The 24,390-nt window shown below is 71.0% G+C and carries 25 protein-coding genes; 19 read left to right on the forward strand and 6 right to left on the reverse strand.

Translation table 11 applies throughout. From position 1 onward, the window contains the following. Positions 1-5: 5 nt before the first annotated feature. Positions 6-2,375, reverse strand: coding sequence for a DNA helicase PcrA (gene pcrA / locus LV79_RS08435; protein WP_253833849.1), 2,370 nt, complete (start codon positions 2,373-2,375; stop codon positions 6-8). Positions 2,376-2,653: 278 nt separating this feature from the next. Between pcrA and LV79_RS08440 the strand changes: the two genes are divergently transcribed. The 8 genes from LV79_RS08440 (at position 2,654) to LV79_RS08475 (ending at position 10,123) form a co-directional block, all read left to right on the forward strand. Next, the gene (locus LV79_RS08440) at positions 2,654-2,959 is read left to right on the forward strand and encodes a chorismate mutase (RefSeq protein ID WP_372495284.1); all 306 of its coding nucleotides are present in this window, start codon (positions 2,654-2,656) and stop codon (positions 2,957-2,959) included. Positions 2,960-3,051: 92 nt separating this feature from the next. Next, positions 3,052-3,357, forward strand: a complete 306-nt coding sequence (locus LV79_RS08445; protein WP_253833852.1) for a hypothetical protein — start codon at positions 3,052-3,054, stop codon at positions 3,355-3,357. A gap of 109 nt (positions 3,358-3,466) precedes the next feature. Next, a complete protein-coding gene (locus tag LV79_RS08450; protein ID WP_253833853.1) occupies positions 3,467-4,198 on the forward strand; it encodes a PIG-L deacetylase family protein in 732 nt (243 codons plus the stop codon). A gap of 25 nt (positions 4,199-4,223) precedes the next feature. Next, positions 4,224-5,282: a hypothetical protein gene (locus LV79_RS08455; protein ID WP_253833854.1), complete on the forward strand. Its 1,059-nt coding sequence runs from the start codon at positions 4,224-4,226 to the stop codon at positions 5,280-5,282. Between the two features lie 274 nt (positions 5,283-5,556). After that, positions 5,557-6,399, forward strand: a complete 843-nt coding sequence (locus LV79_RS08460) for a hypothetical protein (protein WP_253833855.1) — start codon at positions 5,557-5,559, stop codon at positions 6,397-6,399. Between the two features lie 241 nt (positions 6,400-6,640). After that, on the forward strand, positions 6,641-7,972 hold the full coding sequence (locus tag LV79_RS08465) for a serine/threonine-protein kinase (protein ID WP_253833856.1): 1,332 nt from the start codon (positions 6,641-6,643) through the stop codon (positions 7,970-7,972). A 17-nt stretch (positions 7,973-7,989) separates the two neighbouring features. Then, entirely contained in the window at positions 7,990-9,600 is a 1,611-nt protein-coding gene (locus LV79_RS08470; RefSeq protein ID WP_253833858.1) for a serine/threonine-protein kinase, read from the forward strand. 262 nt (positions 9,601-9,862) lie between these two features. Next, entirely contained in the window at positions 9,863-10,123 is a 261-nt protein-coding gene (locus LV79_RS08475; RefSeq protein ID WP_253833859.1) for a metallothionein, read from the forward strand. 89 nt (positions 10,124-10,212) lie between these two features. Here the strand turns inward: LV79_RS08475 and LV79_RS08480 are convergent, their stop codons facing one another. Continuing rightward, entirely contained in the window at positions 10,213-11,022 is an 810-nt protein-coding gene (locus LV79_RS08480) for a metal-dependent hydrolase (protein WP_253833867.1), read from the reverse strand. Between the two features lie 57 nt (positions 11,023-11,079). Between LV79_RS08480 and LV79_RS08485 the strand changes: the two genes are divergently transcribed. Then, positions 11,080-11,679: a GNAT family N-acetyltransferase gene (locus LV79_RS08485; protein ID WP_253833869.1), complete on the forward strand. Its 600-nt coding sequence runs from the start codon at positions 11,080-11,082 to the stop codon at positions 11,677-11,679. Here the strand turns inward: LV79_RS08485 and LV79_RS08490 are convergent. Beyond that, on the reverse strand, positions 11,629-12,021 hold the full coding sequence (locus LV79_RS08490; RefSeq protein WP_372495285.1) for a hypothetical protein: 393 nt from the start codon (positions 12,019-12,021) through the stop codon (positions 11,629-11,631). The genes LV79_RS08485 and LV79_RS08490 overlap by 51 nt on opposite strands. A 123-nt stretch (positions 12,022-12,144) precedes the next feature. Here LV79_RS08490 and LV79_RS08495 point away from each other — a divergent pair, with 123 nt between their 5' ends. The 4 genes from LV79_RS08495 (at position 12,145) to LV79_RS08510 (ending at position 15,400) form a co-directional block, all read left to right on the forward strand. Beyond that, entirely contained in the window at positions 12,145-13,362 is a 1,218-nt protein-coding gene (locus tag LV79_RS08495) for an NADP-dependent isocitrate dehydrogenase (RefSeq protein ID WP_253833871.1), read from the forward strand. Between the two features lie 176 nt (positions 13,363-13,538). Beyond that, positions 13,539-13,856, forward strand: a complete 318-nt coding sequence (locus LV79_RS08500; protein ID WP_308208929.1) for an SH3 domain-containing protein — start codon at positions 13,539-13,541, stop codon at positions 13,854-13,856. 21 nt (positions 13,857-13,877) lie between these two features. Continuing rightward, positions 13,878-14,684: an exodeoxyribonuclease III gene (locus tag LV79_RS08505; RefSeq protein ID WP_253833873.1), complete on the forward strand. Its 807-nt coding sequence runs from the start codon at positions 13,878-13,880 to the stop codon at positions 14,682-14,684. Positions 14,685-15,097: 413 nt separating this feature from the next. Next, positions 15,098-15,400, forward strand: a complete 303-nt coding sequence (locus tag LV79_RS08510) for a hypothetical protein (RefSeq protein ID WP_253833875.1) — start codon at positions 15,098-15,100, stop codon at positions 15,398-15,400. A gap of 62 nt (positions 15,401-15,462) precedes the next feature. Here LV79_RS08510 and LV79_RS08515 read toward each other — a convergent pair whose 3' ends face one another. Beyond that, positions 15,463-16,983, reverse strand: coding sequence for a S8 family peptidase (locus LV79_RS08515; protein ID WP_253833877.1), 1,521 nt, complete (start codon positions 16,981-16,983; stop codon positions 15,463-15,465). 161 nt (positions 16,984-17,144) lie between these two features. On the opposite strand from LV79_RS08515, the gene trpS reads away from it, so the two are divergent. Further along, positions 17,145-18,164, forward strand: coding sequence for a tryptophan--tRNA ligase (trpS, locus tag LV79_RS08520; protein ID WP_253833879.1), 1,020 nt, complete (start codon positions 17,145-17,147; stop codon positions 18,162-18,164). On the opposite strand, the gene LV79_RS08525 is transcribed toward trpS, so the two are convergent. Beyond that, on the reverse strand, positions 18,161-18,826 hold the full coding sequence (locus LV79_RS08525; protein WP_253833881.1) for a RhiA family protein: 666 nt from the start codon (positions 18,824-18,826) through the stop codon (positions 18,161-18,163). The two genes, trpS and LV79_RS08525, sit on opposite strands and share 4 nt — an antisense overlap. A 185-nt stretch (positions 18,827-19,011) precedes the next feature. Between LV79_RS08525 and yhjD the strand changes: the two genes are divergently transcribed. Further along, complete coding sequence (yhjD, locus tag LV79_RS08530; protein WP_372495286.1) at positions 19,012-20,019, forward strand: inner membrane protein YhjD; 1,008 nt, start codon at positions 19,012-19,014, stop codon at positions 20,017-20,019. Next, positions 20,016-20,588 (forward strand): nucleotidyltransferase domain-containing protein, encoded by a 573-nt coding sequence (locus LV79_RS08535; RefSeq protein ID WP_253833884.1) that lies wholly within the window; start codon positions 20,016-20,018, stop codon positions 20,586-20,588. The genes yhjD and LV79_RS08535 overlap by 4 nt, the downstream gene beginning before the upstream one ends. A 501-nt stretch (positions 20,589-21,089) precedes the next feature. On the opposite strand, the gene LV79_RS08540 is transcribed toward LV79_RS08535, so the two are convergent. Further along, complete coding sequence (locus LV79_RS08540; RefSeq protein WP_253833886.1) at positions 21,090-22,436, reverse strand: D-alanyl-D-alanine carboxypeptidase family protein; 1,347 nt, start codon at positions 22,434-22,436, stop codon at positions 21,090-21,092. 91 nt (positions 22,437-22,527) lie between these two features. Here LV79_RS08540 and LV79_RS08545 point away from each other — a divergent pair, with 91 nt between their 5' ends. From LV79_RS08545 to LV79_RS08555, 3 genes are read left to right on the forward strand one after another with little or no spacing between them, the layout of a single operon-like run. Then, complete coding sequence (locus tag LV79_RS08545; protein WP_253833888.1) at positions 22,528-22,740, forward strand: SCO4848 family membrane protein; 213 nt, start codon at positions 22,528-22,530, stop codon at positions 22,738-22,740. A gap of 2 nt (positions 22,741-22,742) precedes the next feature. Next, complete coding sequence (locus LV79_RS08550) at positions 22,743-23,084, forward strand: hypothetical protein (protein WP_253833891.1); 342 nt, start codon at positions 22,743-22,745, stop codon at positions 23,082-23,084. A gap of 31 nt (positions 23,085-23,115) precedes the next feature. Beyond that, positions 23,116-24,282: a saccharopine dehydrogenase family protein gene (locus LV79_RS08555; RefSeq protein ID WP_253833893.1), complete on the forward strand. Its 1,167-nt coding sequence runs from the start codon at positions 23,116-23,118 to the stop codon at positions 24,280-24,282. The last annotated feature ends 108 nt before the right edge of the window (positions 24,283-24,390 follow it).

Below are 24,390 nucleotides of genomic sequence, written 5' to 3' on the forward strand. Positions count from 1 at the left end.
GCCTGCTAGAGCTTCACCATCGGGACGCTGCCGATCAGCATCAACCGGATGGTGCCCGACGAGCCGAAGTCGATGGTCGCGGTCGCCCTGGCGCCCTGGCCGTCCGAGGCGACCACGGTGCCGAGCCCGTACTTGTCGTGGTTGACCCGGTCGCCGACCGAGAGCGACAGCGACGGCGTGTCCTGCCAGCCCTTCATCGGCGACGTGCGCTGCCTGCTCGCCTGCACCGACTCGCTCGACCGGCTGCCCCAGGTCGTCGCCCTGGTCGGCATCGACCGCTCCGGGCCGACCCGGCGCCAGTCGAGCAGGTCGGCTGGGATCTCGTCGAAGAACCGCGAGGCCGGGTTGGTCATCGGCTGGCCCCACGCCGAGCGCACGATCGCCCGCGACAGGTACAGCCGCTCCCTGGCCCTGGTGATGCCCACGTACGCCAGCCTGCGCTCCTCGGCCAGCTCGACCGGATCGCTGAGCGCGCGCATGTGCGGGAAGATCCCGTCCTCCCAGCCGGTGGAGAACACCACCGGGTACTCCAGGCCCTTCGCGGTGTGCAGGGTCATCAGCGTGACCACCCCGCCGGTGTCCTCCGCGTCCGGGATGGAGTCCGCGTCGGCCACCAGCGACACCCGCTCCAGGAACGCCGCGAGCGACCCGGCGGCCGGTCCGGTCAGCTCGACCGGCTCGATGCCCTCGGGCGCGTCGTCGGGCGCCATCACCTCGGGCGCCTCGGTGAACTCCCTGGCGACGGTGATCAGCTCGTTGAGGTTCTCCAGCCGGGACGCGTCCTGCGGGTCGTCGCTGGCCTCGAGCTCGCCGCGGTACCCGGTCTGCTCCAGCACCGCGTCGAGCACCTCGGCCACGTCCTGGCCGTCGTCGACGAACCGGCGCAGGCCGTCGACCAGCTCGACGAACCCGGAGATGGCCCGCTGCGAGCGCGGGTTGAGCATCGGGACCTTGCCCTCGGTCGCCGCGCGCAACGCGGTGGCGAACGAGACCCGCTCGCGGTCGGCGTAGGTCGACACGCAGGCCTCGGCCCGGTCGCCGATGCCGCGCTTGGGCACGTTGAGCACCCGGCGCAGGCTGACCGTGTCGTCCGGGTTGGCCAGCACCCGCAGGTAGGCCAGGGCGTCGCGGATCTCGCGGCGCTCGTAGAACCGCACGCCGCCCACGACCCGGTAGGGCAACCCGAGCCGAATGAAGATCTCCTCGAACACCCGGGACTGGTTGTTGGTCCGGTAGAACACCGCCACGTCGCTGTTGTTGGCGACACCGGAGTCGACCAGCCGGTCGATCTCGTTGGCGACGAAGTTGGCCTCGTCGTGCTCGTTGTCCCCGACGTAGGCGACGATCTTCTCGCCGTCGCCGGTCGCGGTCCACAGCCGCTTGTCCCGCCGGTTCGGGTTGCGCGCGATGACCGCGTTCGCCGCCGTGAGGATGTTCTGCGTGGACCGGTAGTTCTGCTCCAGCAGGACGGTCGTCGCGGTCGGGTAGTCCCGCTCGAACTCGACGATGTTGCGGATCGTCGCGCCGCGGAAGGCGTAGATGGACTGGTCGGCGTCGCCGACGACGCACAGCTCCGCGGGCGGCAGGCCGTCGGTCCCCTTGCCGACCAGCTCGCGGACCAGCGTGTACTGCGCGTGGTTCGTGTCCTGGTACTCGTCGACCAGCACGTGCCGGAACCGGCGGTGGTAGTACTCCGCGACGTCCGGGAACGCCTGCAGCAGCTCCACCGTGCGCATGATCAGGTCGTCGAAGTCCATCGCGTTGGCCTGGGTCAGCCTGCGCTGGTACTCGGCGTACACCTCGGCGACCCGGCGCTCCAGGTCGTTGCTCGCGTCCTGCGCGGCGGTCTCGGCGTCGACGAGCTCGTTCTTCAGGTTCGAGATGTGCACCGACAGCGTCCGCGCCGGGTACCGCTTCGGGTCCAGGTCCAGGTCGCGGGCCACCAGGGTGAGCAGCCGCCGCGAGTCGTCGGCGTCGTAGATGGAGAAGCTCGACCCCATCCCGAGCGCCTTGGCCTCCCGGCGCAGCACGCGCACGCACATCGAGTGGAACGTCGACACCCACATGGCGTTCGCCCGGCGGCCGACCAGGTCGGCCACCCGCTCCTTCATCTCGGCGGCGGCCTTGTTGGTGAAGGTGATGGCCATGACCTGGCCGGGGTGCACGTGCCGCTCGGCGAGCAGGTGGGCGATGCGCCTGGTCAGCACCCTGGTCTTGCCGGAGCCCGCGCCCGCGACCACCAGCAGCGGGGTGCCCGCGTGCTGGACCGCGCGGCGCTGCGGGTCGTTGAGGTCGTCGAGCAGGGCGGCGACGCCTGCCGGGCGCGCGGCGGCCGGGGCCGGATCCGGGGCGGGGAGGTCGAAGAGAGCTTCCATCGTGGCGACCACGGTACCGGGGGCGACCGACGATCCGGCGCCGCCACCGCCTCCCGGGATCGTCGTCGGGAATTCACACAACCGCTCGACCCCCGCGCCGGTGGTGTGCCAGACTCGTCACGTGCTGACCTGCTACGAGTTTTTCTACGGGACCCGGACTCCGGCTCCCGTAGTGGTGTAGGCGCACACAGCAGACCACCGCGAAGCCCCGAGTCCACGGACCCGGGGCTTCCGTTGTCTCGGGAACGTGACCTGGTGCCAGAGATCACCGAGGGAAGATGATGAGCCCGATCACCGAGAACAAGCCCGAATCCGAGAAGCCGAGCGTCGAGCTGCCAGCACCGGAGGAGGTCGCCGAGCTGCGCAAGGAGATCGACTTCCTCGACCAGGAGATCCTGCGCCTGGTCAAGCGCAGGGCCGAGGTGTCCAAGGCGATCGGCGCGTCCAGGATGGCCGCGGGTGGTCCGCGCATCGTGGTCAACCGCGAGATGGACGTGCTGGCCCGCTACCGCGAGCTCGGCCCGGCCGGTCGCACCCTCGCGCTGGCGCTGCTGGACCTGAGCCGGGGCAAGCTCGGCCGCTGATCCGCCACCGCCCGGTCACCGGGCGCTGAACCAGGGGCGGACTAGGGGGAATCCCCCATCTCCGCCCGGCCGGGGTGGGGCAGACTGGGACCATGGTGGATCTCATCGCGGTCCTCGTCGCCGTCATCGCCCTGGTCGCCGCGCTCGGCCTGGTCGGGTACCTCGCGCTGCTGAACTCGGCGGCGCGCAAACGCGGGGCGAGCGGCAACGCCGTCGCCACGTACGTCCGCAGCCGGTGGCCCGTCGCCGGGATCACCACCGCGGGAGCCGCGCTCGCCTGGTTGCTGACCAGCGGCGGCGGGTTCCTCGACGTGGTGGCGATCCTGATCGCGGCGGGTTCCGGCGCGGTCGCGGGCAAGGAGCTGTCCCGCACCATCGAGCGCTACCGCACCGAGTAGGTGAACCGAGCGCTCACTTTCTCCCTTCATGTCACGCGAACGTGTGGCGTGGGCCGGGGGACCTCGGCGCAGGCGAAACAACGGCGCGTAACCGCATAGTCTTCTCCGCGTGATCGGAGCTACCCCACGCGACGACGTGCGCCGGGCCCTGGTGGTCTGCGCGCACCCCGACGACGTCGACTTCGGCGCCGCGGGCACCGTCGCGAGCTGGACCGCCGCCGGGGTCGGGGTCACCTACTGCGTCGTGACCAAGGGCGAGGCGAGCGGCGACGGCACCCGCCCGCGCGGCGAGGTCGGCGCGATCCGCCAAGCCGAGCAGCTGCACGCCGCCGACCTGCTCGGGGTCGGCGAGGTCGTCTTCCTCGACCACCCCGACGGCGCCGTCGAGTCGACGACCGCGCTGCGCCGCGACCTGACCAGGGTCATCCGGCGGGTCCGCCCGCACCGCGTGCTCACCTGGTCCCCTGAGATCAACTGGGACCACGTGCCGACCGCCCACCCGGACCACCGCGCGGTCGGCGCGGCCACCCTGGCCGCGGTCTACCCCGACGCGCGCAACCCCAACGCGTACCCGGACCTCCTCGCCGAGGAGGGGCTGGCGCCGTGGGTGGTGCCGGAGCTGTGGATCACCGACGGCCCCCGGCAGCTGCGCGACCACTGCGTGGACACCACCGAGTTCTTCGACCGCCGGATGGCCGCGCTGCGCTGCCACGTCTCCCAGGTCGGTGCCGACACCGAGCTCGAGACCCGGATGCACGCCCACTTCACCGACACCGCCGCCAGGTACGGCCTGCCCAGGGGGCGGCTGGCCGAGGAGTTCCAGGTCGTCAACACCGGCTGATCGCCGAAGAGGAGTCGCACGCACGATGGCCCCCAGTGACGGCCAGGCCGAGGACAGCCCCCCGCCCGACGACGACCCCCGGGCGGGCCGGTCCCGCGCCGAGGTGCCCGGTGACCCGTTCCCCGAGGACGGCACCGATCCCGCCGACGACGACAACCAGGGCAGGCACCGGGCGTACCGGGCCAGGGTGCGCCGCGTGCGGGGAGCGGGGGCGCACGCCCTGAGCAGCACCGCCCGCGCCGCCGACGAGACCGACGTGCTGCCGGTCATCGGCGCCACGGTCCGGGTCGACCGGCCCGCCACCGGGTTGGCCAAGTTCGACCTGGGCAGCATCCCGGCCTCGGTCACCCCGCCCCGGTCCTGGCGGCACGCGGCCTGGTTCGCGGTGACCTCGGCGATCCTGGTGGTGATCGGCCTGACCTACGCGGCGGCGACGCTGATGTCCGGTCCGCGCCGCCCGGACGTGGTGGAGGCGCTGCCCGGCCTGCCAAGCCAGTTCCCCCGGCCGCTGACCGACGGGCCGTCGAACCTCACCGCCACCCCGGACCAGCAGCGGGAGACCGCCGCGCCGACGACCACGACCGCCGACTCGCCGACACCGGGCCCGCCCGCGCCGCCACCGACCGAGCAGCCCTCGACGGCGGAGGGCCCGGGGTCCTCCGCGCTGGCGCAGTCGAGCAGCCCGACGAGCAGGCCCGGCCCGTTCTTCCGGCCGGAGGAGTCGCCGAGCGCGGCACCGCGCAGCACCGTGGTCACCCCGATGCTGGTCGTCCCGGCGAACGACCCGGTCACCATGGGCGACCGCACCGAGGCGTACTACCGGCGCGTGGTCACCGACCCGGACGCGGCGTTCGCGATGACCAGCGGCTCCCTGCGCCGCCAGGGCCAGGAGCAGATCCAGCGCCGCTACGCCGGTGTGAGCAAGGTGCAGGTGGAGCGGATCGTGATCGACCCGACCCGGGCGCGCACCCGATCGGTGCTGCGGGTGTACCGGAAGGACGGTTCGGTGACCACCGAGGAGCGCGAGCTGACCTTCTCCTACGGCGAGGACCCGCTCATCACCGCCGACAAGACGGCGGACTAGCCGTGGACAGCGGGAGGTTCACCTCTTGCGCCTGGTCAGGCATGATGGGTGCGGTGGGGCCGAGGTGATGGACCGCGCGGCCCCCGGTGTTGGTCCGATCGCACCCGAGTCAGCGGGTTCCGGCCGGAGCCGTGTGTCACCACTGCTCTTTTCGAGTGAATCTGGACGCCGCCTATCGCCTCGATCGGGTGATGCGCCGAGAAAGAGTGGTGTGAGCACCCGGCAGCAGGGTACGAGTGGCCCCGACGAGCGAGTCAGGCGGAGGAAAGCGGCAGTGGATCGTCCGACGACCGGTAAGCGCCGGGTGCGCACCGGGTCGGTTCGCGTCGCGGACCTGATCCGGCGGCAGCCGGAACCCGGTCCCGACCCCGTGGACGCCCCCGTTGCGTTCACCCCGACGGTCGACACCCAGTCGGTGCGGCCTGCACCCGAGCACGAGGACGGCGACGAGGCCGTCGCGGCCTCGCGCACCGCGCGGCTGGCCAAGCTCACCGGGCTCGGCGTCGCCGTGGTCACCCTGTGCGGCGCTGTCGCCGCTTCCACGATCATCGCCCGCGACCGGGACGCCGCCCGCGGCTCCGCGGTGGTGGCCGGTCAGATCACCGGCGAGCGCGCGCTGCTGCCGCACCAGCTCGGCCGCGTGGTCGCCGGTGAGGCCGACACGCCGGTGGTGTCCGAGGTCACCGGGGCCGCTTCCGGCAGCATCAGCCCGCCGCCGACCAGCACCAGCAGGCCACCCACGGCGAGCGGCGGGCCGCGCAGGGGCACCGGCGACACGAACCCGGCGCGCTCCGAGCGCGACCAGCGGGCGCTCACCTCCAACCGCGAGCTGGTGCTGGAGTACTACCGGCTCATCGAGGTCAACCCGCGCTCCGCCTTCGAGCTGATCGCGGGCGACGTGCTGGGCACCACGCTCGGCGAGTTCCTCGGCTCGTGGACCGAGGTCAGCCGCATCGAGGTGCTCGACGTGGTCGAGCGGCGCGACGGGGTGCTCGCGGTGATCCGGATCCACCTGCGCGACGGTGTGCACTTGCGGGTGCAGCAGCTACTGACGGTCACCAGGACCGTGCCGCAGCGCATCGTGGACGCCGAATTGGTCTCCGCGCAGCGGGACTGAGGTCCGGTGTGGTGCCCCCGTTAGGGCACGATTGTGACAGTATGTAGCCGTCACCGGCGCCGCCCCCGTGGTAGTGGGACTGCGTTCGTGCGCGCTGCGTGAACGCCTAGCCTGGGACGGTCGGCCAACCCCGGATCCGAACCGGCGACGCCGGTGCCGGGGTGTGCTCCGGTGGCGCGCACCCGCGCCGTTGACGAACAGCCCGCGAAGCGCTTCGCGGGTGAGGGAGGTTCCGGTCGGGATGAGCGACGAGGGCCGGCTGGTCGCCGGGCGCTACCGGCTGGAGCGACGCATCGGCAGCGGTGCCATGGGCGTGGTCTGGCAGGGCGTCGACGAGCGGCTGAACCGGACGGTGGCGATCAAGAAGCTGCTGCTGCCGCCGGGGTTGCCCGAGGACGAGGCCGAGGAGGCGGTGGCCCGCTGCAAGCGCGAGGGCCGCATCGCCGCCCGGCTGCACCACCCGAACGCGATCGCGGTGTTCGACGTCGCCGACGAGGACGGCGCGCCCTGCCTGATCATGGAGTACCTGCCGTCGGTGAGCCTGGCGATCGCGCTCAACGAGCGCGGTCCGCTGGCCCCGGAGGAGGTCGCCGCGATCGGCGCCCAGGTGGCCGCCGCGCTCGCCGCGGCGCACGCCGCCGGGATCGTGCACCGCGACATCAAGCCGGGCAACATCCTGCTCGGCGACGACGGCTCGGTGAAGATCACCGACTTCGGCATCTCCCGGGCCACCGACGACGTCACGGTCACCAAGACCGGCCTGATCGCGGGCACCCCCGCGTACCTGGCCCCCGAGGTCGCCGTCGGCCGCGACCCGTCCGCGGCCTCCGACGTGTTCTCCCTCGGTTCGACGCTCTACGCGGCCACCGAGGGCGAGCCGCCGTTCGGCCTGTCGGAGAACACCCTGGGGCTGCTGCACGCGGTCGCCTCCGGCAAGATCAACCCGCCGAGCCGCTCCGGCCCGCTCACCGACGTGCTGGTCGCCCTGCTCGCCGGGGACGTCGAGGACCGGCCGAGCGCGGCCAAGGCCCGCGACATGCTGATGGCCGTCGCCAGGGGCGAGGACCCGGACGTGCCGCCGGTGCCGACCGGGTCCGACTCGCGCACCAGGCTGGTCGCCGCGGGCGCGCCGACCACCGTGGTCGGGCGCACGGCGCAAAGCAGGCCGGGGATGGCCAGGGTCGCCCCACCGCCGCTGCCGCCGCGCTCGCGGATGCCGCTGGTGGTCGCCGGGGTCGGGCTCGCCGCGATCCTGGCGGTCGGCACGTTCTTCATGATCAACAGGGACACCGGCGCCGGGCCGTCGCAGCAGCCCAACACCGTCGACAACCCGTCGCCGTCGGTCGTGCTGCCCACCACCAGCGCGGAGAAGCCCGAGGTGGAGACGACGACCAGGGTCGTCGTGCCGACCACCAGCCAGCCCAAGCAGACCACGGTCGTGACCACCACGACCACGCCGTCGGTGCCGACCACCACGACCACGACGCCGCCTGCGTCCACCACGACGACCACCCAGGTCACCACGACGACCCCCGACCCGTCGAGCGCGACCCCACCGACCCCGAACCAGTAAGCCAGGAGCGGCAGCACATGACCAGCGAGCAGACCTTGGTGGCCGGGCGCTACCGGCTCGGCGCGCGCATCGGCAGCGGCGCCATGGGTGTGGTCTGGCAGGCCCGCGACGAGCGGCTGCACCGCACCGTCGCGGTCAAGCAGTTGCTCTCGCAGCCGGGGCTGAGCTCGGACCAGGCCGAGGAGGCCCGGCAGCGCGCGATGCGCGAGGGCCGGATCGCGGCCAGGCTCGCGCACCCCAACGCGATCACCGTCTACGACGTGGCCGAGCACGACAACGAGCCCTGGCTGATCATGGAGTACCTGCCGTCCAAGAGCCTGGCGGCGGCACTGACCGAGCGCGAGGTGCTGCCCCCGGTCGAGGCGGCCCGCATCGGCACCCAGATCGCCGCGGCCCTGGTCGCCGCGCACGCGGCCGGGATCGTGCACCGCGACGTGAAGCCCGCCAACGTCCTGCTCGGCGACGACGGCACCGTCAAGATCACCGACTTCGGCATCTCCCGCGCGACCGGCGACATCACGGTTACCGCTACCGGGATGCTCGCGGGTACACCGGCCTACCTGGCGCCAGAGGTCGCGAAGGGCGAGGCGCCTACCCCTGCGGCAGACGTCTTCTCACTGGGGTCGACGCTCTATACGGCGGTAGAAGGGCATTCGCCGTTCGGTCTATCGGAGAACACGCTCGCACTGCTGTACGCGGTCGCGGCGGGCAAGGTGACGCCCCCGCGCCAGGCAGGGCCTCTTACGGCTCTGCTGATGCAGTTGCTGCGCGCCGACCCGACCGAGAGACCGACCATGACGGCGGCGAAAGAGGCACTTGCCGCTGTCGCCTCCGGTAAGCCGCTGCCCGCCGTGGCGATGCTCAACCAGCGCACTGTTCCCGCGCCCCGGCCGACGACCCTGCCGCCGCCCGCTGGCGGCACCCGCTTGGACGTCAACCCGTTCGCCGAGCCGAACCCGTCCGGCCCGATGCGCCAAGCGGCCGTCCCGCCGCCCCCGCCGCGCAACTACACCGGCCCCCGCACCCCACCGGGCGGCGCCGTCCGCCAGCCCCCGGCCCCGGAGCGCAAGAAGAAGCACGACGTCCGGTCGGTCCTGCTGACGGTCCTGGCCATCGTCGCGGCCGCCCTGATCGGCATCCTGGTCGCCAGCATCGTCAGCAAGAACAACTCCCAAGCGGGCGGCCCGTCCACGACGACCACCCCCGCCCCGACGACCACCACGGCCGGCAGCACGGCCCCCCGCACCACCACGAGCGCCCCGACGACGACGTCGTCCCGCCCGACCACCACCAGTTCCGCGCCCCCCGCCACCCCCACCCCGGCGGAACTCGAAGGCGCGCTGCGGAACTACTACTCCCTGCTGCCCGGCAACACCAAGGCCGCCTGGGACCTCCTCACCGACAAGGCCCGCGACAAGTCCCGCGGCTGGGAGAGCTTCACCAAGTTCTACGACGGCCTCTCCGCCGTGGAACTGCTCGAGGCCAAGGCCGAGGGCAACCGCGTCGCCGCCCAGATCAAGTTCACCCACAAGAACGGCAAGGACTCCAAGGAGCCCTACGTCTACGCCTTCGTCCAGCAGGACGGCGTCCTCAAGATCGACAACTTCACCCAGGGCCGCAACGGCTGATCACCGCTTTTCCCGCAGGGGCCCGAATCTCTGCTGGTTCTACCGTGCTGTCACCGAATTTCCGTTGGTGGGCCGCGAGTGTCGCGCGGAGTGGTCGACGCGATGAGCCCGCACGTGCCGTTCCCGTGACGGCAAGATCGCGTTCCGTGGCGGGCACCCGGTGCAGGATCACTCGATCGTGGGGGTTGGGGCGGGGATCGGGGTTCTGGGTTGCCGGGGGCGGGGCTGGGGCGCAGGGTGCGGGGGAACGAGAGGAGCCCCGATGGCGATCTGCGACACCTGCGGGAATGACTACTGGATGGCGTTCGAGGTGCGGACCGTCAGCGGGCAGGTCCACACGTTCGACTGCTTCGAGTGCGCGGCGACGAAGTTGGCGCCGGTGTGCGAGCACTGCTCGTGCCGGATCCTGGGGCACGGGGTCGAGGTCGAGGGGCGCTTCTACTGCTGCGCGCACTGCGCCCGGTCGGTGGACGACCGGTTGGGGGCACGGATTCGGGACGCCGTGGGGGCGCATCCCGGGTGAGGCAGGCCCGGCCCCGACCGCGCGGGGTGGTGGGGCCGGGTCGCCTGCAAGTGGTCAGGACGCGGGGGCCAGGACCAGCCTGCGAGTAGTCAGGACCAGGGGGCGAGCGGGACGCCGTCGAGCATCGGCAGGACTCCGGTGCGGTGCAGTGCGATCGCCGACATCCAGACCGCGACGACGGTCAGCGCCGGGCCGACCAGGGTCATCTCCACCCGGCCGCCGGTGCGCATGCGCATGATCTTCGGTGGGGCGATGGGGAACCAGGTCTTCCACGCGATCGGCACCGGCCACAGGATCGGGCAGCCCTGTTCGGTGATCGCGTCGCCGAGGTAGTGCGCGATGCAGCCGATGCCGACCGCGACCCCGCAGGCCGCCGCGTCCGCGGTCGTCTGGTCGGTCCACTTCAGGCAGGCGTAGGTCAGCAGCAGCGCCGTCCCGGTGATCCACAGCGCGTCGTTGCGGGGGCACCACTTGTGCATGATCCCGCGCACCGCGAGCCCGCTGAAGAAGAACATCAGCACCGGCAGCGCCCACGACTGGCTGGTCTGGATGATCGCGGTGGTCACCACGGTCGCGATGAGGGCGAACACCAGGGTGTGGGTGAGGCCGCGGTGCCCGCCGTCGCGGTTGGAGTCGCGCTTGGTGCGGGTCAACCGGTACACGCCGTGGCTGATGCCGTTGAACACCTTGGACGCGGCCTGGGTGACCGGGCCGAAGGTGGACGAGACGGTCGACTCGGGGTGGTCCAGGTCGGGTAAGAGGGCCGCGCCGGTGGCCAGGACCGCGCCGACCAGCCAGCCCTTGGCCGACAGGCTGCCGAGGTTGTGCCCCTCGGCGAGCGCGGTGACAGCAGCCCACGCGGCAAGACCGCTCATCGCGTGCGTAGGACCGGTCGACACCGGTGACCCCCAGGAAACTCGAAGCCGACAAACCCCGCCCACTCTAGGATCCAGGGGGTGCCGCTCCCCTCGTTTCCGATCAAGACCCGCCGACTCGTTCTCCGCCGCTACGCCGCCGACGACCTCGACGCGCTGCACCGGGCCCAGTCGCGCGAGGACGTGACCCGGTACCTCTACTGGGGACCGCGTTCGCGCGTAGAGGTCGAGCAGGCGCTGACCGAGCGGACAGGTCTAACTGAGCTGAGGGCCGAAGGCGACCGCTTGGTGCTAGCGGTGGAACTCGTCGAGACCGGGGACCTGCTCGGTGAGGTGCACCTGTTCTGGGTGAGCAAAGAGCACCGGACAGTGGAGATCGGCTACATCTTCCACCCGGACTTCGAGGGCCACGGTTACGCCACCGAGGCCGCCGCCCAGTTCATGCGCGTCGCGTTCGACGACCTCCACATGCACAGGGTCATCGCGCGGCTCGACGCGGATAACACTGCCTCGGCGCGGTTGCTCGAACGGCTGGGGATGCGGAAGGAGGCCCACTTCGTGCAGAACGAGTTCGTGCGCGGCCGGTGGGCCGACGAGGCCGTCTACGCGATGCTGGCCAGCGAGTGGCCGTCAGCCCAGCTCGCGGAACCGTTCGTGCGCGGCCTGCCGGGTGACGCCTAACGCCTGGCCGACGTCGGTCCAGGACGCCCCGGAGGTGCGGGCGGCGGCGACCGCGCGCTGGGTCAGCGGCCGGTGCCACGACTCGACCTCGCGCAGCAGCTTGAGCGCCACCTCCGGCCGGGTCCTGATCAGCTCCTCCACCTGCTCGCGCAGCACGTCGGACTTGACCAGCAGCCAGGACGGCGGCTGGGACTCGACCTCGGGCAGGGCGTGCGCCCGGAACCAGTGCTCGACCGCCTCGCCGCTGGTGCGGAAGTGCCGGTCGGCCGCCCAGCCGCAGTCGCAGTGCGGGCGCAGGTCGGTGATCGCGCCGCGGTGTCCCGGCAGGTCCATCTCGTCCACGTCTGTCAGGATACCTTGACGGACCTACCATCCGGGTGACCGTGCCCACAGGCGCTGTGCGCCCGGGTAGCAGTACGCTTGTACCGTTTGAGGCGTAGCAAGGCGAGAGGAGCACCGCGGCTCATGGCCAAGATCAAGGTCCAGGGGAAGGTCGTCGAACTCGACGGCGACGAGATGACCCGGATCATCTGGCAGTTCATCAAGGACAAGCTCATCCACCCCTACCTGGACGTGGACCTGGAGTACTACGACCTGGGCATCGAGCACCGCGACGCCACCGACGACCAGGTGACCATCGACGCCGCGAACGCCATCAAGCAGCACGGGGTCGGCGTCAAGTGCGCCACCATCACCCCGGACGAGGCGCGGGTCGAGGAGTTCGGCCTGAAGAAGATGTGGGTCTCGCCCAACGGCACGATCCGCAACATCCTCGGCGGCGTGGTCTTCCGCGAGCCGATCATCATCTCGAACATCCCGCGGCTGGTGCCCGGCTGGACCAAGCCGATCATCATCGGCCGCCACGCGCACGGCGACCAGTACAAGGCCACCAACTTCAAGGTCCCCGGCGCCGGTGAGCTGACCATCACCTTCACGCCAGAGGACGGCTCCGAGCCGATCAAGCACGTGGTGGCCAACTACGGCCCCGACGGCGGCGTGGCCATGGGCATGTACAACTTCACCAAGTCCATCGAGGACTTCGCGCGCGCCTCCTTCTCCTACGGCCTGCGCCGCGACTACCCGGTGTACATGTCGACCAAGAACACCATCCTCAAGGCCTACGACGGCGCCTTCAAGGACATCTTCCAGGCCGTCTTCGAGGCCGAGTTCAAGGCCGAGTTCGACGCCAAGGGCCTCACCTACGAGCACCGCCTCATCGACGACATGGTCGCCGCGGCGATGAAGTGGGAGGGCGGCTACGTCTGGGCCTGCAAGAACTACGACGGTGACGTCCAGTCCGACACCGTCGCGCAGGGCTTCGGCTCGCTCGGCCTGATGACCTCCGTGCTCTCCACCCCCGACGGCAGCACCGTCGAGGCCGAGGCCGCGCACGGCACCGTCACCCGGCACTACCGCCAGCACCAGGCGGGCAAGCCGACCTCGACCAACCCGATCGCGTCCATCTACGCGTGGACCCGCGGCCTGGCGCACCGGGGCAAGCTCGACAGCACCCCCGAGGTCACGGGCTTCGCCGAGACCCTCGAGCGCGTCGTCATCGAGACCGTGGAGAGCGGCCGGATGACCAAGGACCTCGCCCTGCTGGTCAGCAAGGACCAGGAGTGGCAGACCACCGAGGAGTTCCTCGCGACGCTGGACGAGAACCTGCAGAAGGCCGCTGGCTGACCGCTGCTCGTCCGGACGGCCCCCGCACCTCGTGCGGGGGCCGTTCCCGTGCCCGCCGTGACGGTCCGTGCCCGGCGTTGGCCCCAGTGGGTGGTTCCGGTCACCGGCACTGGCGCGGGTCCGGTCGGGTGCGGGACCGTGGTGGGGAGCCGTCCGCGCACCGTGGAGTGTGAGTCGTGTTGCTGCCCAAGGGCACCCTGCTCGTCGGCGGCGGGATCGTCGCCGTGGCCATCATCTACTCGATGGGGGTCGACCCGCCCAACAGCGAGTCGTCGCCGACCAGCGCCGTGAGCGGCTGCCGGGTCGAGGTCACCGCCGACGTGCTCAACGTGCGCGCCGCCCCCGAGCAGGCCGCCGAGATCGTCGGCAAGTTCAAGACCGGCGCCGAGACCGACGCGGACAAGCTCGTGCAGAACGGCTTCCGCAAGCTCGGCGAGAACCGGTGGGCGGCGGCGGAGTTCCTCAAGCCGCTGGCCGGGCGCGACTGCGGGTAGGCCCCGCCCTAGGGTGTTCGCGTGCTGACTGTCTCCACCGTCAACGTGAACGGGCTGCGCGCGGCCGCCAAGAAGGGCTTCCTGGAGTGGCTGGCCGCCACGCGGGCTGACGTGGTGTGCCTGCAGGAGGTCCGCTCGCCGGTCGATGAGCTGCCCGCCGAGGTCAGCGAGGGCTGGCACACCGTGCACGCCGAGTCCACCCTGCTGCGCGGCCGCAACGGCGTCGCCATCTACTCGCGGGAAGAACCGGAGGCCACCAGGGTCGGCTTCGGCGTCCCCGAGTTCGAGGCCAGCGGCCGCTACGTCGAGGCCTGGTTCCCGAACCTGGTCGTCGCCAGCGTCTACCTGCCCAGCGGCGAGGTCGGCACCCTGCGGCAGGACCAGAAGGAGCGCTTCATGGCGACCTTCCTGCCCTACCTCGTCGAACTGCGCGCCAAGGCCGCCACCGACGGCCGCGAGGTCCTCGTCTGCGGCGACTGGAACATCGCCCACCAGGAGATCGACCTCAAGGCCTGGAAGGCCAACCGCAAGAACGCCGGCTTCACCCCCGGCGAACGCGCCTGGATGACCCGCGTCTTCGACGAAGCCGGTTACCGGGACGTGTTGCGCGTCCTGCACCCCGACGGCCCGGGCCCGTACACGTGGTGGTCCTACCGCGGCAAAGCCTTCGACAACGACTCCGGCTGGCGCATCGACCTGCACGTCTCAACCCCGCGCCTGGCCACCCGAGCCCACACCATCACCGTCGAACGCCCCGAGACCTACGACGCCCGCTGGACCGACCACGCCCCCGTCACCGCCACCTACGACTGGCCCCCCGCGGACTGACGCTCACGACGGAACCCTTGAGGGACTGAAGCCGTCGCTGGCTGAAGACCACACCCTGAGCCCGTGGTGACCGCTCGGCAGGCCACGTCGGGCGGGTGTGCCGCGGCTGGTTGGGGTCACTCGTGTGGGTGGAGTGTGGGGCGCCTGTGGGTCACGGGGTGCGGTCGGGTGGGTACTGGCTGTTCCGCTGGTCGGGGTCGGCTTCTGTGAGCGGTGCCACGTGGCTGGTGGCCGGGTGGCGGTGTGGTGATCGACTACCCCGTGCCGCACGGGGTTCTGGTGGGGGATAGTCTCGCTCGGGTCAGCCGAACGTGCGGTCGTGGCCGCCACGATCGGTCGCGGGTTCCGGGGACCAGGCCGATGGTGCTAGTCCAATCGAGGGACGGTAGAGCAGTGTCCAAGGGTGTCGATTCGTGAGCGCGTGGTCTGCGCGCGCGCTGGGGTCGCGCATGGCGGTCGCCGGGTCGGTGGCCGTGGTCTTCCTGGTCGGGTCGGCGCCTGGTGCGGTGGCCGGGACCGGGGGGACGGTCGAGAGCAGTGTCCCGTTCACCGTGGCCGGTCCGGTCGGGATCGCGGCGGTGATCGTGGGGGTCGGTGGGCTCGCGGTGGGTCTGCTGCGCAGGCGCAAGGCGTCGAAGGCGCCGGTTGTGCCCGTGGTGGTCGCGCCGCTGAAGGTGCCCGCTCCGCGTAGGTCTCAGGCCGACAACCCGGCCTAAGACCACCAGAACGCACAAGAGCCCCCCGCCTCACCAAGGCGGGGGGCTCTTGTCGTCTGGAACTAGCGGACCGCCGCCAAGGCGTCGATCAGGCCGGAACCGTAGAACCCGCGACCCGACTTGCCGCCCTCACAGGTGGCGAGCCACGCGCCGGTGCCGTCCGGGTCGTACACGCCAGCCGGGCACGGCAGGCGGTCGGCGCCGACGTGCAGGGCGCCGATGACGACCGGGGCGGGCCAGTTGCGGTGCGTCGAGCGGATCAGCGCGACCACACCGGCGGCGTGCGGGGACGCCATCGAGGTGCCCTGCTTGTAGCCCCACGCGCCACCGACCACGGTCGAGAGGATGCGGCCGTTGGCGTCGGGCGTGCTCGGGACCTGCATGCGGTCACCGCCGGGGGCGGCCACATCGGTCTCGGTGATGCCGTAGTTCGAGAAGTACGACTTCTCGTTCTTCACACCGGTCGACGAGACGCCGACGACGCCGTCGATCTCGCTCGGCAGGTTGAGGCACTCGGGGCCGGTCTCGCGGGTCGTCGGGGTGCCGTTGTTCGGACTGCCCGAGTCGGTGATGTCGTGCGAGAGGTCCCAGTTGCTGTTGCCGAGCGCGGCGACGTTGACCACGCCGCGGCGGGCCGAGTAGTCGACCGCGCGGGTCACGGCGGTGATCACGGCGCGCTGGTCGGCGTCGGTGCGGCACCACAGGAACCACGGGTCGATGAAGTACGAGTTGTTCGTGACGTGGATGCCCTTCTCGGCCGCCCACACGAACCCGCAGATCGCGTACTCGGGGTAGATGTAGCCCTCGTCGTCGACGACCTTCACCGAGGCCAGCTTGACGTTCGGGGCGACGCCGACGACGCCGACACCGTTCTTGGCCGCGGCGATGATGCCCGCGACGTGGGTGCCGTGGTCGCTGGTGGTCGGCGCCCAGGCGGCCGGGGTGGTGTCCGGGACGCCCTCGTTGGTGCAGCCGACCGAGCGGGACGCGTCGACGTTGGCCGCGAGGTCGGGGTGGGTGGCCTCGATGCCGGAGTCGAGCACGCCGACGACGACGTTCGAGCTGCCGCCGGAGCGCGCGTGCGCCTGGTCGGCCTTGATCGCGCCGAGGTTCCACTGGTTGACGCTCAGCGGGTCGCCCGGGTCGGTCGGCTTGCCCTTGCCGCCGTTGGTGACGACGGCCTCGGTCGCCTCCAGCGCCTTGGCGTTCGCGCCTGCCGCGATGCGCGCCGCGGGCGGGGTGGTGGCCAGCTCGGCCAGGTTGCGGGTGGCGCCCGCGCCTCGCACGCCGTTCTTGCGGCGCACGACGGTGGCGAAGTCGGCCTTGTCCGACGTCGCGATGACGACGCCGATCTGCGGCCAGCTCTTGAGCACGGTGCCGCCGGAGTCGCGCACCGCGCGCTCGACCTGGGCCAGGCCGCGGTGCTCGTCACCGAGGACGACGAAGTGCGCCGCGCCTGCCGCCGACACGGCCGGGGCTGCGGGGGCCGCTGTGGCCTGGCCCGCCGCGGTCGCCAGGCCGGTCGCGGCCGCGGCGATCACCACCGCGGCGCCGAGCAGGCGGACTCGGGAACGTCTGTGCACTGGGGGAACCTCCAGGTCGGGGATCGGGGCCTGCCGACGCCGGTAGGCGCGCACGAGATGCGGCGAGGCCTGCGCAGAACCTGTCACCTTGGGACGGTGCGCACAATCCGCCGGTTGGGCCAGCGCACCTGGCGGGGGCCGTGCCTGCGACACTGGGAGCCGTGTCCACAGACAGCAGCCCGACACCGGAGCGCAAGCCGCGCGTGTTGTCCGGCATCCAGCCGACCGCCGACTCCTTCCACCTGGGCAACTACCTCGGCGCGGTCCGCCAGTGGGTGGCGCTGCAGGACACGCACGACGCGTTCTACTTCCTGGCCGACCTGCACGCCATCACCGTCGAGCACGACCCGAAGCTGCTGCGCAAGCGCACCAGGGTCTCCGCCGCGCAGCTGCTCGCGCTCGGGCTTGACCCGGCCAAGGCCACCCTGTTCGTGCAGAGCCAGGTGCCCGAGCACGCCGAGCTCGGCTGGGTCATGCAGTGCCTGACCGGGTTCGGTGAGGCCAGCCGGATGACCCAGTTCAAGGACAAGTCGGCCAAACAGGGCGTGGTCAGCGTCGGGCTGTTCACCTACCCGGTCCTGCAGGCGGCCGACATCCTGCTCTACCGGCCGCAGTACGTGCCGGTCGGCGAGGACCAGCGCCAGCACCTGGAGCTGACCCGCGACCTCGCGCTGCGGTTCAACTCCAGGTTCGGCAAGACGTTCACGCCGCCGGAGCCCTACATCCTCAAGGACACCGCCAAGATCTACGACCTGCAGGACCCGACGGCGAAGATGAGCAAGTCCGCCTCGAGCCCCAACGGCATCATCGAGCTGCTCGACGAGCCGAAGGTGTCGGCGAAGAAGATCCGCTCGGCGGTGACCGACACCGGCCGCGAGGTCGTGTTCGACCCCGAGAACAAGCCCGGGGTCAGCAACCTGCTCGGCATCTACTCGGCGCTGACCGAGCGGACCGTCGAGGACCTGCAGGCGGCCTACGACGGCAAGGGCTACGGCGACCTGAAGAAGGACCTCGGCGAGGTCGTCGCCGAGTTCGCCACGCCGGTGCGCGACCGGGTCAAGTCCTATTTGGACGACCCGGCCGAGTTGGACAAGGTGCTGCGCGCGGGCGCTGAGCGGGCCAGAGAGGTCGCCTCGGCCACGCTCGCGCGGGTCTACGACAAGGCGGGGTTCCTCGCCTAGCGGTAGTCCACGGTCCAGGTCGTGCCGGTGAAGACCGCGTGCGCCCTGGTCTTGCCGCCGGGGAAGGTCAGCCTGACGGCCTGGGTCGAGCCCGGGTCGACGACGGCGCCCGCGGCGTAGCGGGCCAGGGTGAGCCAGTACTCGGGGTGCGGGTCGAAGGTGAGGTCGACCCCGGGCTCGGTGGCCGCGACGAAGGTGGCGGCGCCGTCCATGCCGATGCCGACGCAGCCGCGCCGGTAGGCGCCCTGGCCGGGGACGGTGTCGTCCTGGAAGACCGCCAGCACGCCGTCGGGGTGCTCACCGATCTCCCTGCGGAACCCGAAGTTCCCGGCGCGGTAGGACAAACCGGCGACGTTGTAGCGGGCGAGCCTCGCGTCCAGGATGCCCGCTGCCCCGTAGTCGACGCCGTCGTGCAGGTTGCCCTGCCTGCCGTGGACGAAGCAGTAGTCCAACGTCCATTCGAGCGCGACCGTCGTCCCGGGGCGGGACAGCCTGGCGCGCCAGGCGAGCGGGACGGCGTTGTCCGGCAGTGACGGCGAGCCCTGGAACAGGACGGCGTTTCGACCGTCCACAGTGGAGTTGTTGGTCACGGCGACGGAGTGCTGGGCGCCCAGCGACGGGACCAGGTCGGCGACGTCGACGCCCTGGAGGGTGTGGGTCATGGTGACCTTTCATGATCGGCTCGAAAACGCGGATTCCGCCGACGTTAGGGGTCGGTCGGTCCGTGGTGAACGATCATCACCCGATCTCCGGCCAACTGTCCCCGTTCGGGCGATGATCTGGTCTGAAACCCGCCCGCCTGAAGATCTTTCGCGTTGCGGCCGTGGCCTGGGCGGCTAGAGTTCCCGTGGTGACCGAGAACGAGTCGGCGCTGACCCGGCTGCGTGCCAGGCGGCCAGCCATCGACCACCTGATCCGGGCCTTCGACGCGTTCACCGAGCGCTACGGCAACCACTTCGCCGCATCGATCACGTACTTCAGCGTGCTGTCGCTGTTCCCGCTGACGCTCATCGGTGTCGCTGTCCTCGGTTTCGTGCTGACAGGCCAACCGGAGACGTTGGAGGAGCTGCGTAAGAGCATCGTCAACGCGGCCCCCACGAGCATCCGCGAGACGCTGAACGACCTTGTCGACACGGCCATCAACGAGCGCGGCAAGGTCGGGATCATCGGTCTGCTCACCGCCGCGTACACCGGTCTCGGCTGGATGAGCAACCTGCGCGACGCGCTCACCGCGCAGTGGGGCCAGAAGTTCGTATCCCCCCCGTTCTTCAAGGGGATGCTGATGGACCTGTTGGCGCTGCTCGGCTTGGGCGCCGCCATGGCCGTGTCGTTCGGTCTTAGCGCGATCGGCAGCGGTCTGGCTGACACGTTGCTGGACGCGGTAGGCCTAGGCGGCTACGGGTGGGCCAAGGTCGTGCTGTTCATCGTCGCGACTGTCTTGTCGATCGGCGCCAACTGGCTCGTGTTCCTGTGGGTGATCGCGCGGTTGCCTCGCAAGCCGGTGAGCGTGAAGAGCGCGGTTCGCGGGGCTCTTGCCGCCGCCATCGGGTTCGAGGTCCTGAAGCTGGTCGGCGCGCTGTACTTGAACACCGTGCTGGGCGGGCCGCTGGGCGCGATCATCGGCCCGATCGTGGGTCTGCTCGTGTTCGCGAACCTGGTCTCCCGCTTCCTCCTGCTCGTCACGGCCTGGACCGCGACGGCCAAGGAGAACATCATCAAGGAACCCCCCGCCGCACCCCCGCCCGCCGTGATCCGCCCGGTGGTGGAGGAGGCCCGAACCCCCCGCCTCCGCGAAGCCATCGGCCTCGTCGGCGTCGGCGCATTGCTCGGCTTGGCCTGGCGCCGCCGCAAGTGACCTGGGAGCCCTTGCCGGTCACGGAGGTCGCCCGGCTGTTCGCGGGCTTCGAGGCCCCCTGGTGGATCGCTGGGGGCTATGCGATCGAGTTGGCGCTAGGTCGGCCGATACGCGAGCACGACGACATCGATGTCCTGCTGCTGCGTCGAGACCACGTAGCCGTGCAGGAGGTCTTAGCAGGCTGGGAACTGTGGGCCGCTGACCCGCCGGGCAGCCTCCGGCCGTGGCTGCCGGGGGAGTCACTGCCGTTCGGGATCCACGACATCTGGTGCCGCCGCGGCAACGGCCCGTGGCAACTCCAGCTGATGATCGACGAGTCCTCGACCACCGACTGGATCTCCCGCCGCGACCCCCGCCTACGCCGCCCCCTCCCCACCCTCGGCGCCCTGGACACCCGCGGCATCCCGTACCTCGCGCCCGAGGTGCAGCTGTTCTACAAGTCCCAAGCCCCCCGCCCAAAAGACTGGACCGACTTCACCGCCGCGTTGCCTATCCTCACCGAGGCCCAGCGCCACTGGCTCACGGCCGCACTCCCCGCGGACCACCCGTGGAAGCCCCACCTGACCTGACAGCCCCTGCGCCGCCACTTGGGGCGCTGCCACTCGCGTCGCCTTGGGCGCGGCCACCGGCGCCACCCAGGACGCCACATCGCCGGGCAATCCTCGGAGGCGCTCCCCAGTTCCGCCGCGCCGACCAAGATCACCGACCCCAGCCCCCACCCTCTCCGGGGGGCGGCCCCGACGCCAGTTTACCGAGAGTCAAGGGGCGACGGGGTGGGGCGGTGGGGGCTGTGGATAACTTGGGGCGTTGTGGATAGCGGCGACCTGGGCGGATGGTGGTCGTGGGTGGTGGGAGCGGAGAAGTTCGCCCAGTAGGGCGACAGTGGATCGCTTGCCTCGGGGCTCCCGGAGGCTGGCAAGTGGCGGGTCGGGATGGCCGCAAGAGGGCCCGCAGCGGCCGGACAGGGCGCACAGGGGAGTGCCTAGCGATGAGCCCAGCGAGAGGCCCAGTCCCAGCAAAAAAAGCCCCGCCCGGCCAAAGCGGCCGGACGGGGCCAACAGAGACCTTGATCAGCCTGCGGCGACGCGGCGGGCGCGGGCGGCGCGGGCTCGTTTGCGGCGGAACCAGAGGGCGAACGAGACGAGGATCGCGACGCCTGCCAGGCCGACCAGGGGGGCGCCGAAGTTGCCGAACGCGGAGCGCTGGGCGTCCGGGGGGAGGGCGTCGTTGTTGGTGTTGGCGGCGTTGGTGGGCTGCTGCGAGTCGCTGGCGGAGGTCGTGCCCAGGCCGGTGCCCTGCTTGGGTTGGGCCTCGGGGGCGTGGTCCACCAGTTGACCGACGCCCTTGGTGTTCTCGGCGGCGAGGGCGAAGCCGTAGTCGAGCAGCCGGGAGGCCTGTTCGGCCAGCGGGTTCGGGTTCAGCTCGCCGCGCAGCAGGACGACGGCGATGCGGGCGGTGCCGCGCTTGGCGCCGCCGACGTAGGTGTGCCTGGCGTCGTCGGTGAAGCCGGTCTTGCCGCCGGTGAAGCCCTGGTAGCGGCCGAGGAGCTTGTTGTCGTTGATGACCTTGTAGCCGGGCTTGGTGCCGTAGCCGGGGAAGTCGAGCGACTTGGTCCCGATCGCCTCGGCGAACTCCTTGTGCTTCATCGCGGCGCGGAAGACCAGGCTCAGGTCGTAGGCCGAGGTGCTCATCCCGGGGCCGTCGAGGCCGGACGGGGTGGCGGCCCTGGTGTCGAACGCGCCGAGCTCCTTGGCCAGGGCGTTCATCTTGTCCAGCGCCTTGGGCACGCCGCCGAGCTGGGCGGCCAGCGCGTGCGCCGCGTCGTTGCCGGAGCGCATGAGCAGGGCGAACAGCAGCTGGCGGACCGTGTACTGGCCGCCGGGGCCGATGCCGACCTTGGTGCCCTCCTGGTTCGCGTCCTCCTGCGTGCCGGTGACGACCTCGTCGAGCCGCAGTTCCCGGATGACCACCACGGCCAGCAGCGTCTTGATCAGCGACGCTGGCCGCTCCCTGGCGTGCGGGTCCTTGGCGGCCAGCACCTCACCGGTGTCCAGGTCGGCGATCACCCAGGACGCGGAGGTGATGTCCCCGGCGATGGCGGCCTTGGCGCCGTTGGGCACCACCAGACCGCACTCGCCCATCCTGGTCCCGCCGACCGGCTCCTTGGGCACCGGGAGCGGCTCGGGGCTCGGCTGGCCCGGCTTGGGCTCCTCCGAGGTGTCCACCGGGGGCGGCGGCCGGTCGTGGTTCTGGCACTGGGCGCTGTTCTGCGACGGTGCCTGGGTCCCCGTTGTCTGCTGCTGGCCCTTGCGGACCACCGGCTGCGCGGCCACGGGGGTCGCGAGCACCGCCCCGAACAGCAGGGCGCACAGCGGGACGAGGAAGGCGGTCACGGTCCTGCGGGCTGCGAAGCGCACCCCTGCAGGGTAGGGCCTGTCACGATCAGGGCACGATCCGGCCTGTCACCCACACGTGGGCGGCCGGACATCCGCGCTGGATACTGCCCGTATGAGTAAGCGCTCGGCGTTGTTCCTGGTGGGCTTCGGTGTGTGGTCCTGGCTGATCTGGCCGAACTTCCTGCGCAACATCTGGTCGGACCCGCGCTCGTTCGACGGCGGACCCACCGGGTTCTTCGTCGTGCACGCCCTGCTGACGGCGGCGTCGTTGCTGTTCGGCACCATGATCGGGGTCATCGGCTGGCGGGCCTGGAGAAGGGGTTAGGCGTGGAGTTCGTCCGACACTCGCTTGTCTTCCTGCACCTGCTCGGCATGGGCGCGCTGATCGGCGCCCTGCTGCTGCAGTTCCGTTCCCCCGAAGAGGTGAACAAGGGCTGGCTGCACGGCGCGGGGTTGCAGTTGGTGACCGGGATCGCCCTGATGGTGCTCGCCCCGCTCACCGGGGCTGAGTACAACCACATGAAGCTGGGCATCAAGCTCCTGGTGGTGCTCGCGGTCCTCGGGCTGGCGTTCGCGTTCACCGCGAAGAAGACCAACCCGCGCTGGCTGCCGCCGACCCTGGGCGGTCTGGTCGTGCTCAACGTGGGACTCGCCGTCTTCTGGACGTGAGCATCGGGTTACCGGCCGGTAGGGTGTGGTCATGCCTACCGGCCGCAGGTTCGACATCGTGTTGTTCGGGGCTACCGGGTTCACCGGCCAGCTGACCGCCGAGTACCTCGCTGAGCACGCGCCCACCGGCCTGCGCTGGGCGCTGGCGGGGCGCAACCCGGCGAAGCTGGCGGCTGTCCGCGACCGCCTCGGCATCGCGGACCTCGAGCTGCTCACGGCCGATGTCAACGACCCGGCGTCGCTCACCGCTGTCGCGGAGGCGACCCGGGTCGTCATCACCACTGTCGGCCCTTACATCACCTACGGCGATCCGCTGGTAGGCGCATGTGCGGCCGCTGGCACTGACTACGTCGACCTCACCGGTGAACCTGAGTTCGTCGACCGCACTTACCTGCGCCACCACGCGAAGGCAGTCGAAACGGGCGCGCGGCTGGTCCACTGCTGCGGGTTCGACTCGATCCCCTATGACCTGGGTGTCCTCTATACGGTCAAGCAGCTCCCAGACGACGTACCGCTAACTGTCGACGGTTACCTCACCGTCTCGGCTTCGATCTCCGGCGGCACGTTCCAGTCGGCCGTGAACGCGTTCTCCCGGCTCAACGACATGCGCAAGGCCGCCGCCGAGCGCCGCAGAGTCGAACCCCGGTCGGTGCGTCGGGTGCGCGGTAAGGCCCACGGGGGCAAGGTGCAGGACCTCGGGATCTGGGCGGTACCGCTACCGACCATCGACCCGCAGATAGTCCTGCGCTCCGCGCGCGCCTCCGACCGGTACGGGACGGAGTTCACCTACGGCCACCACCTGGCCGTCAAACGCTTGCCCACGGCCCTGGGGGTCGCTGGGGGAGCGGCTGGCCTGATCGCGGCCTCCCAGGTCCGCCCGCTGCGCAACTGGCTCCTGTCCCGCAAGACCTCCGGCGAGGGCCCGACCGCCGCGCAACGCGAGCGCTCCTGGTTCAAAGCCACCTTCATCGGCACCGGCGGCGACACCCGAGTCCACACCGAACTCACCGGCGGCGACCCCGGCTACACCGAAACCGCCAAGATGCTCGCCGAATCCGCCCTAGCCCTAGCCCTCGACGACCTCCCCCCAACCGCGGGCCAGGTAACCCCCGCCACCGCCATGGGCGACGCCCTCACCACCCGCCTCATCACCGCGGGCATCACCTTCACCACGATCTCCACCGCCGTCCGAACCTGACTCACCTCGACCCGATCGCCGCCCGCCAAGGAGGTGCGGGGTTCGGTTGTCTGGGTACGACCGCACATCCGGCGAGGACCTGTCGCGTGGCTAGGCCGCTGGTCGCGG

Origin of the sequence: Actinokineospora globicatena, assembly GCF_024171945.1 — a bacterium.
GTDB lineage: Bacteria > Actinomycetota > Actinomycetes > Mycobacteriales > Pseudonocardiaceae > Actinokineospora > Actinokineospora globicatena.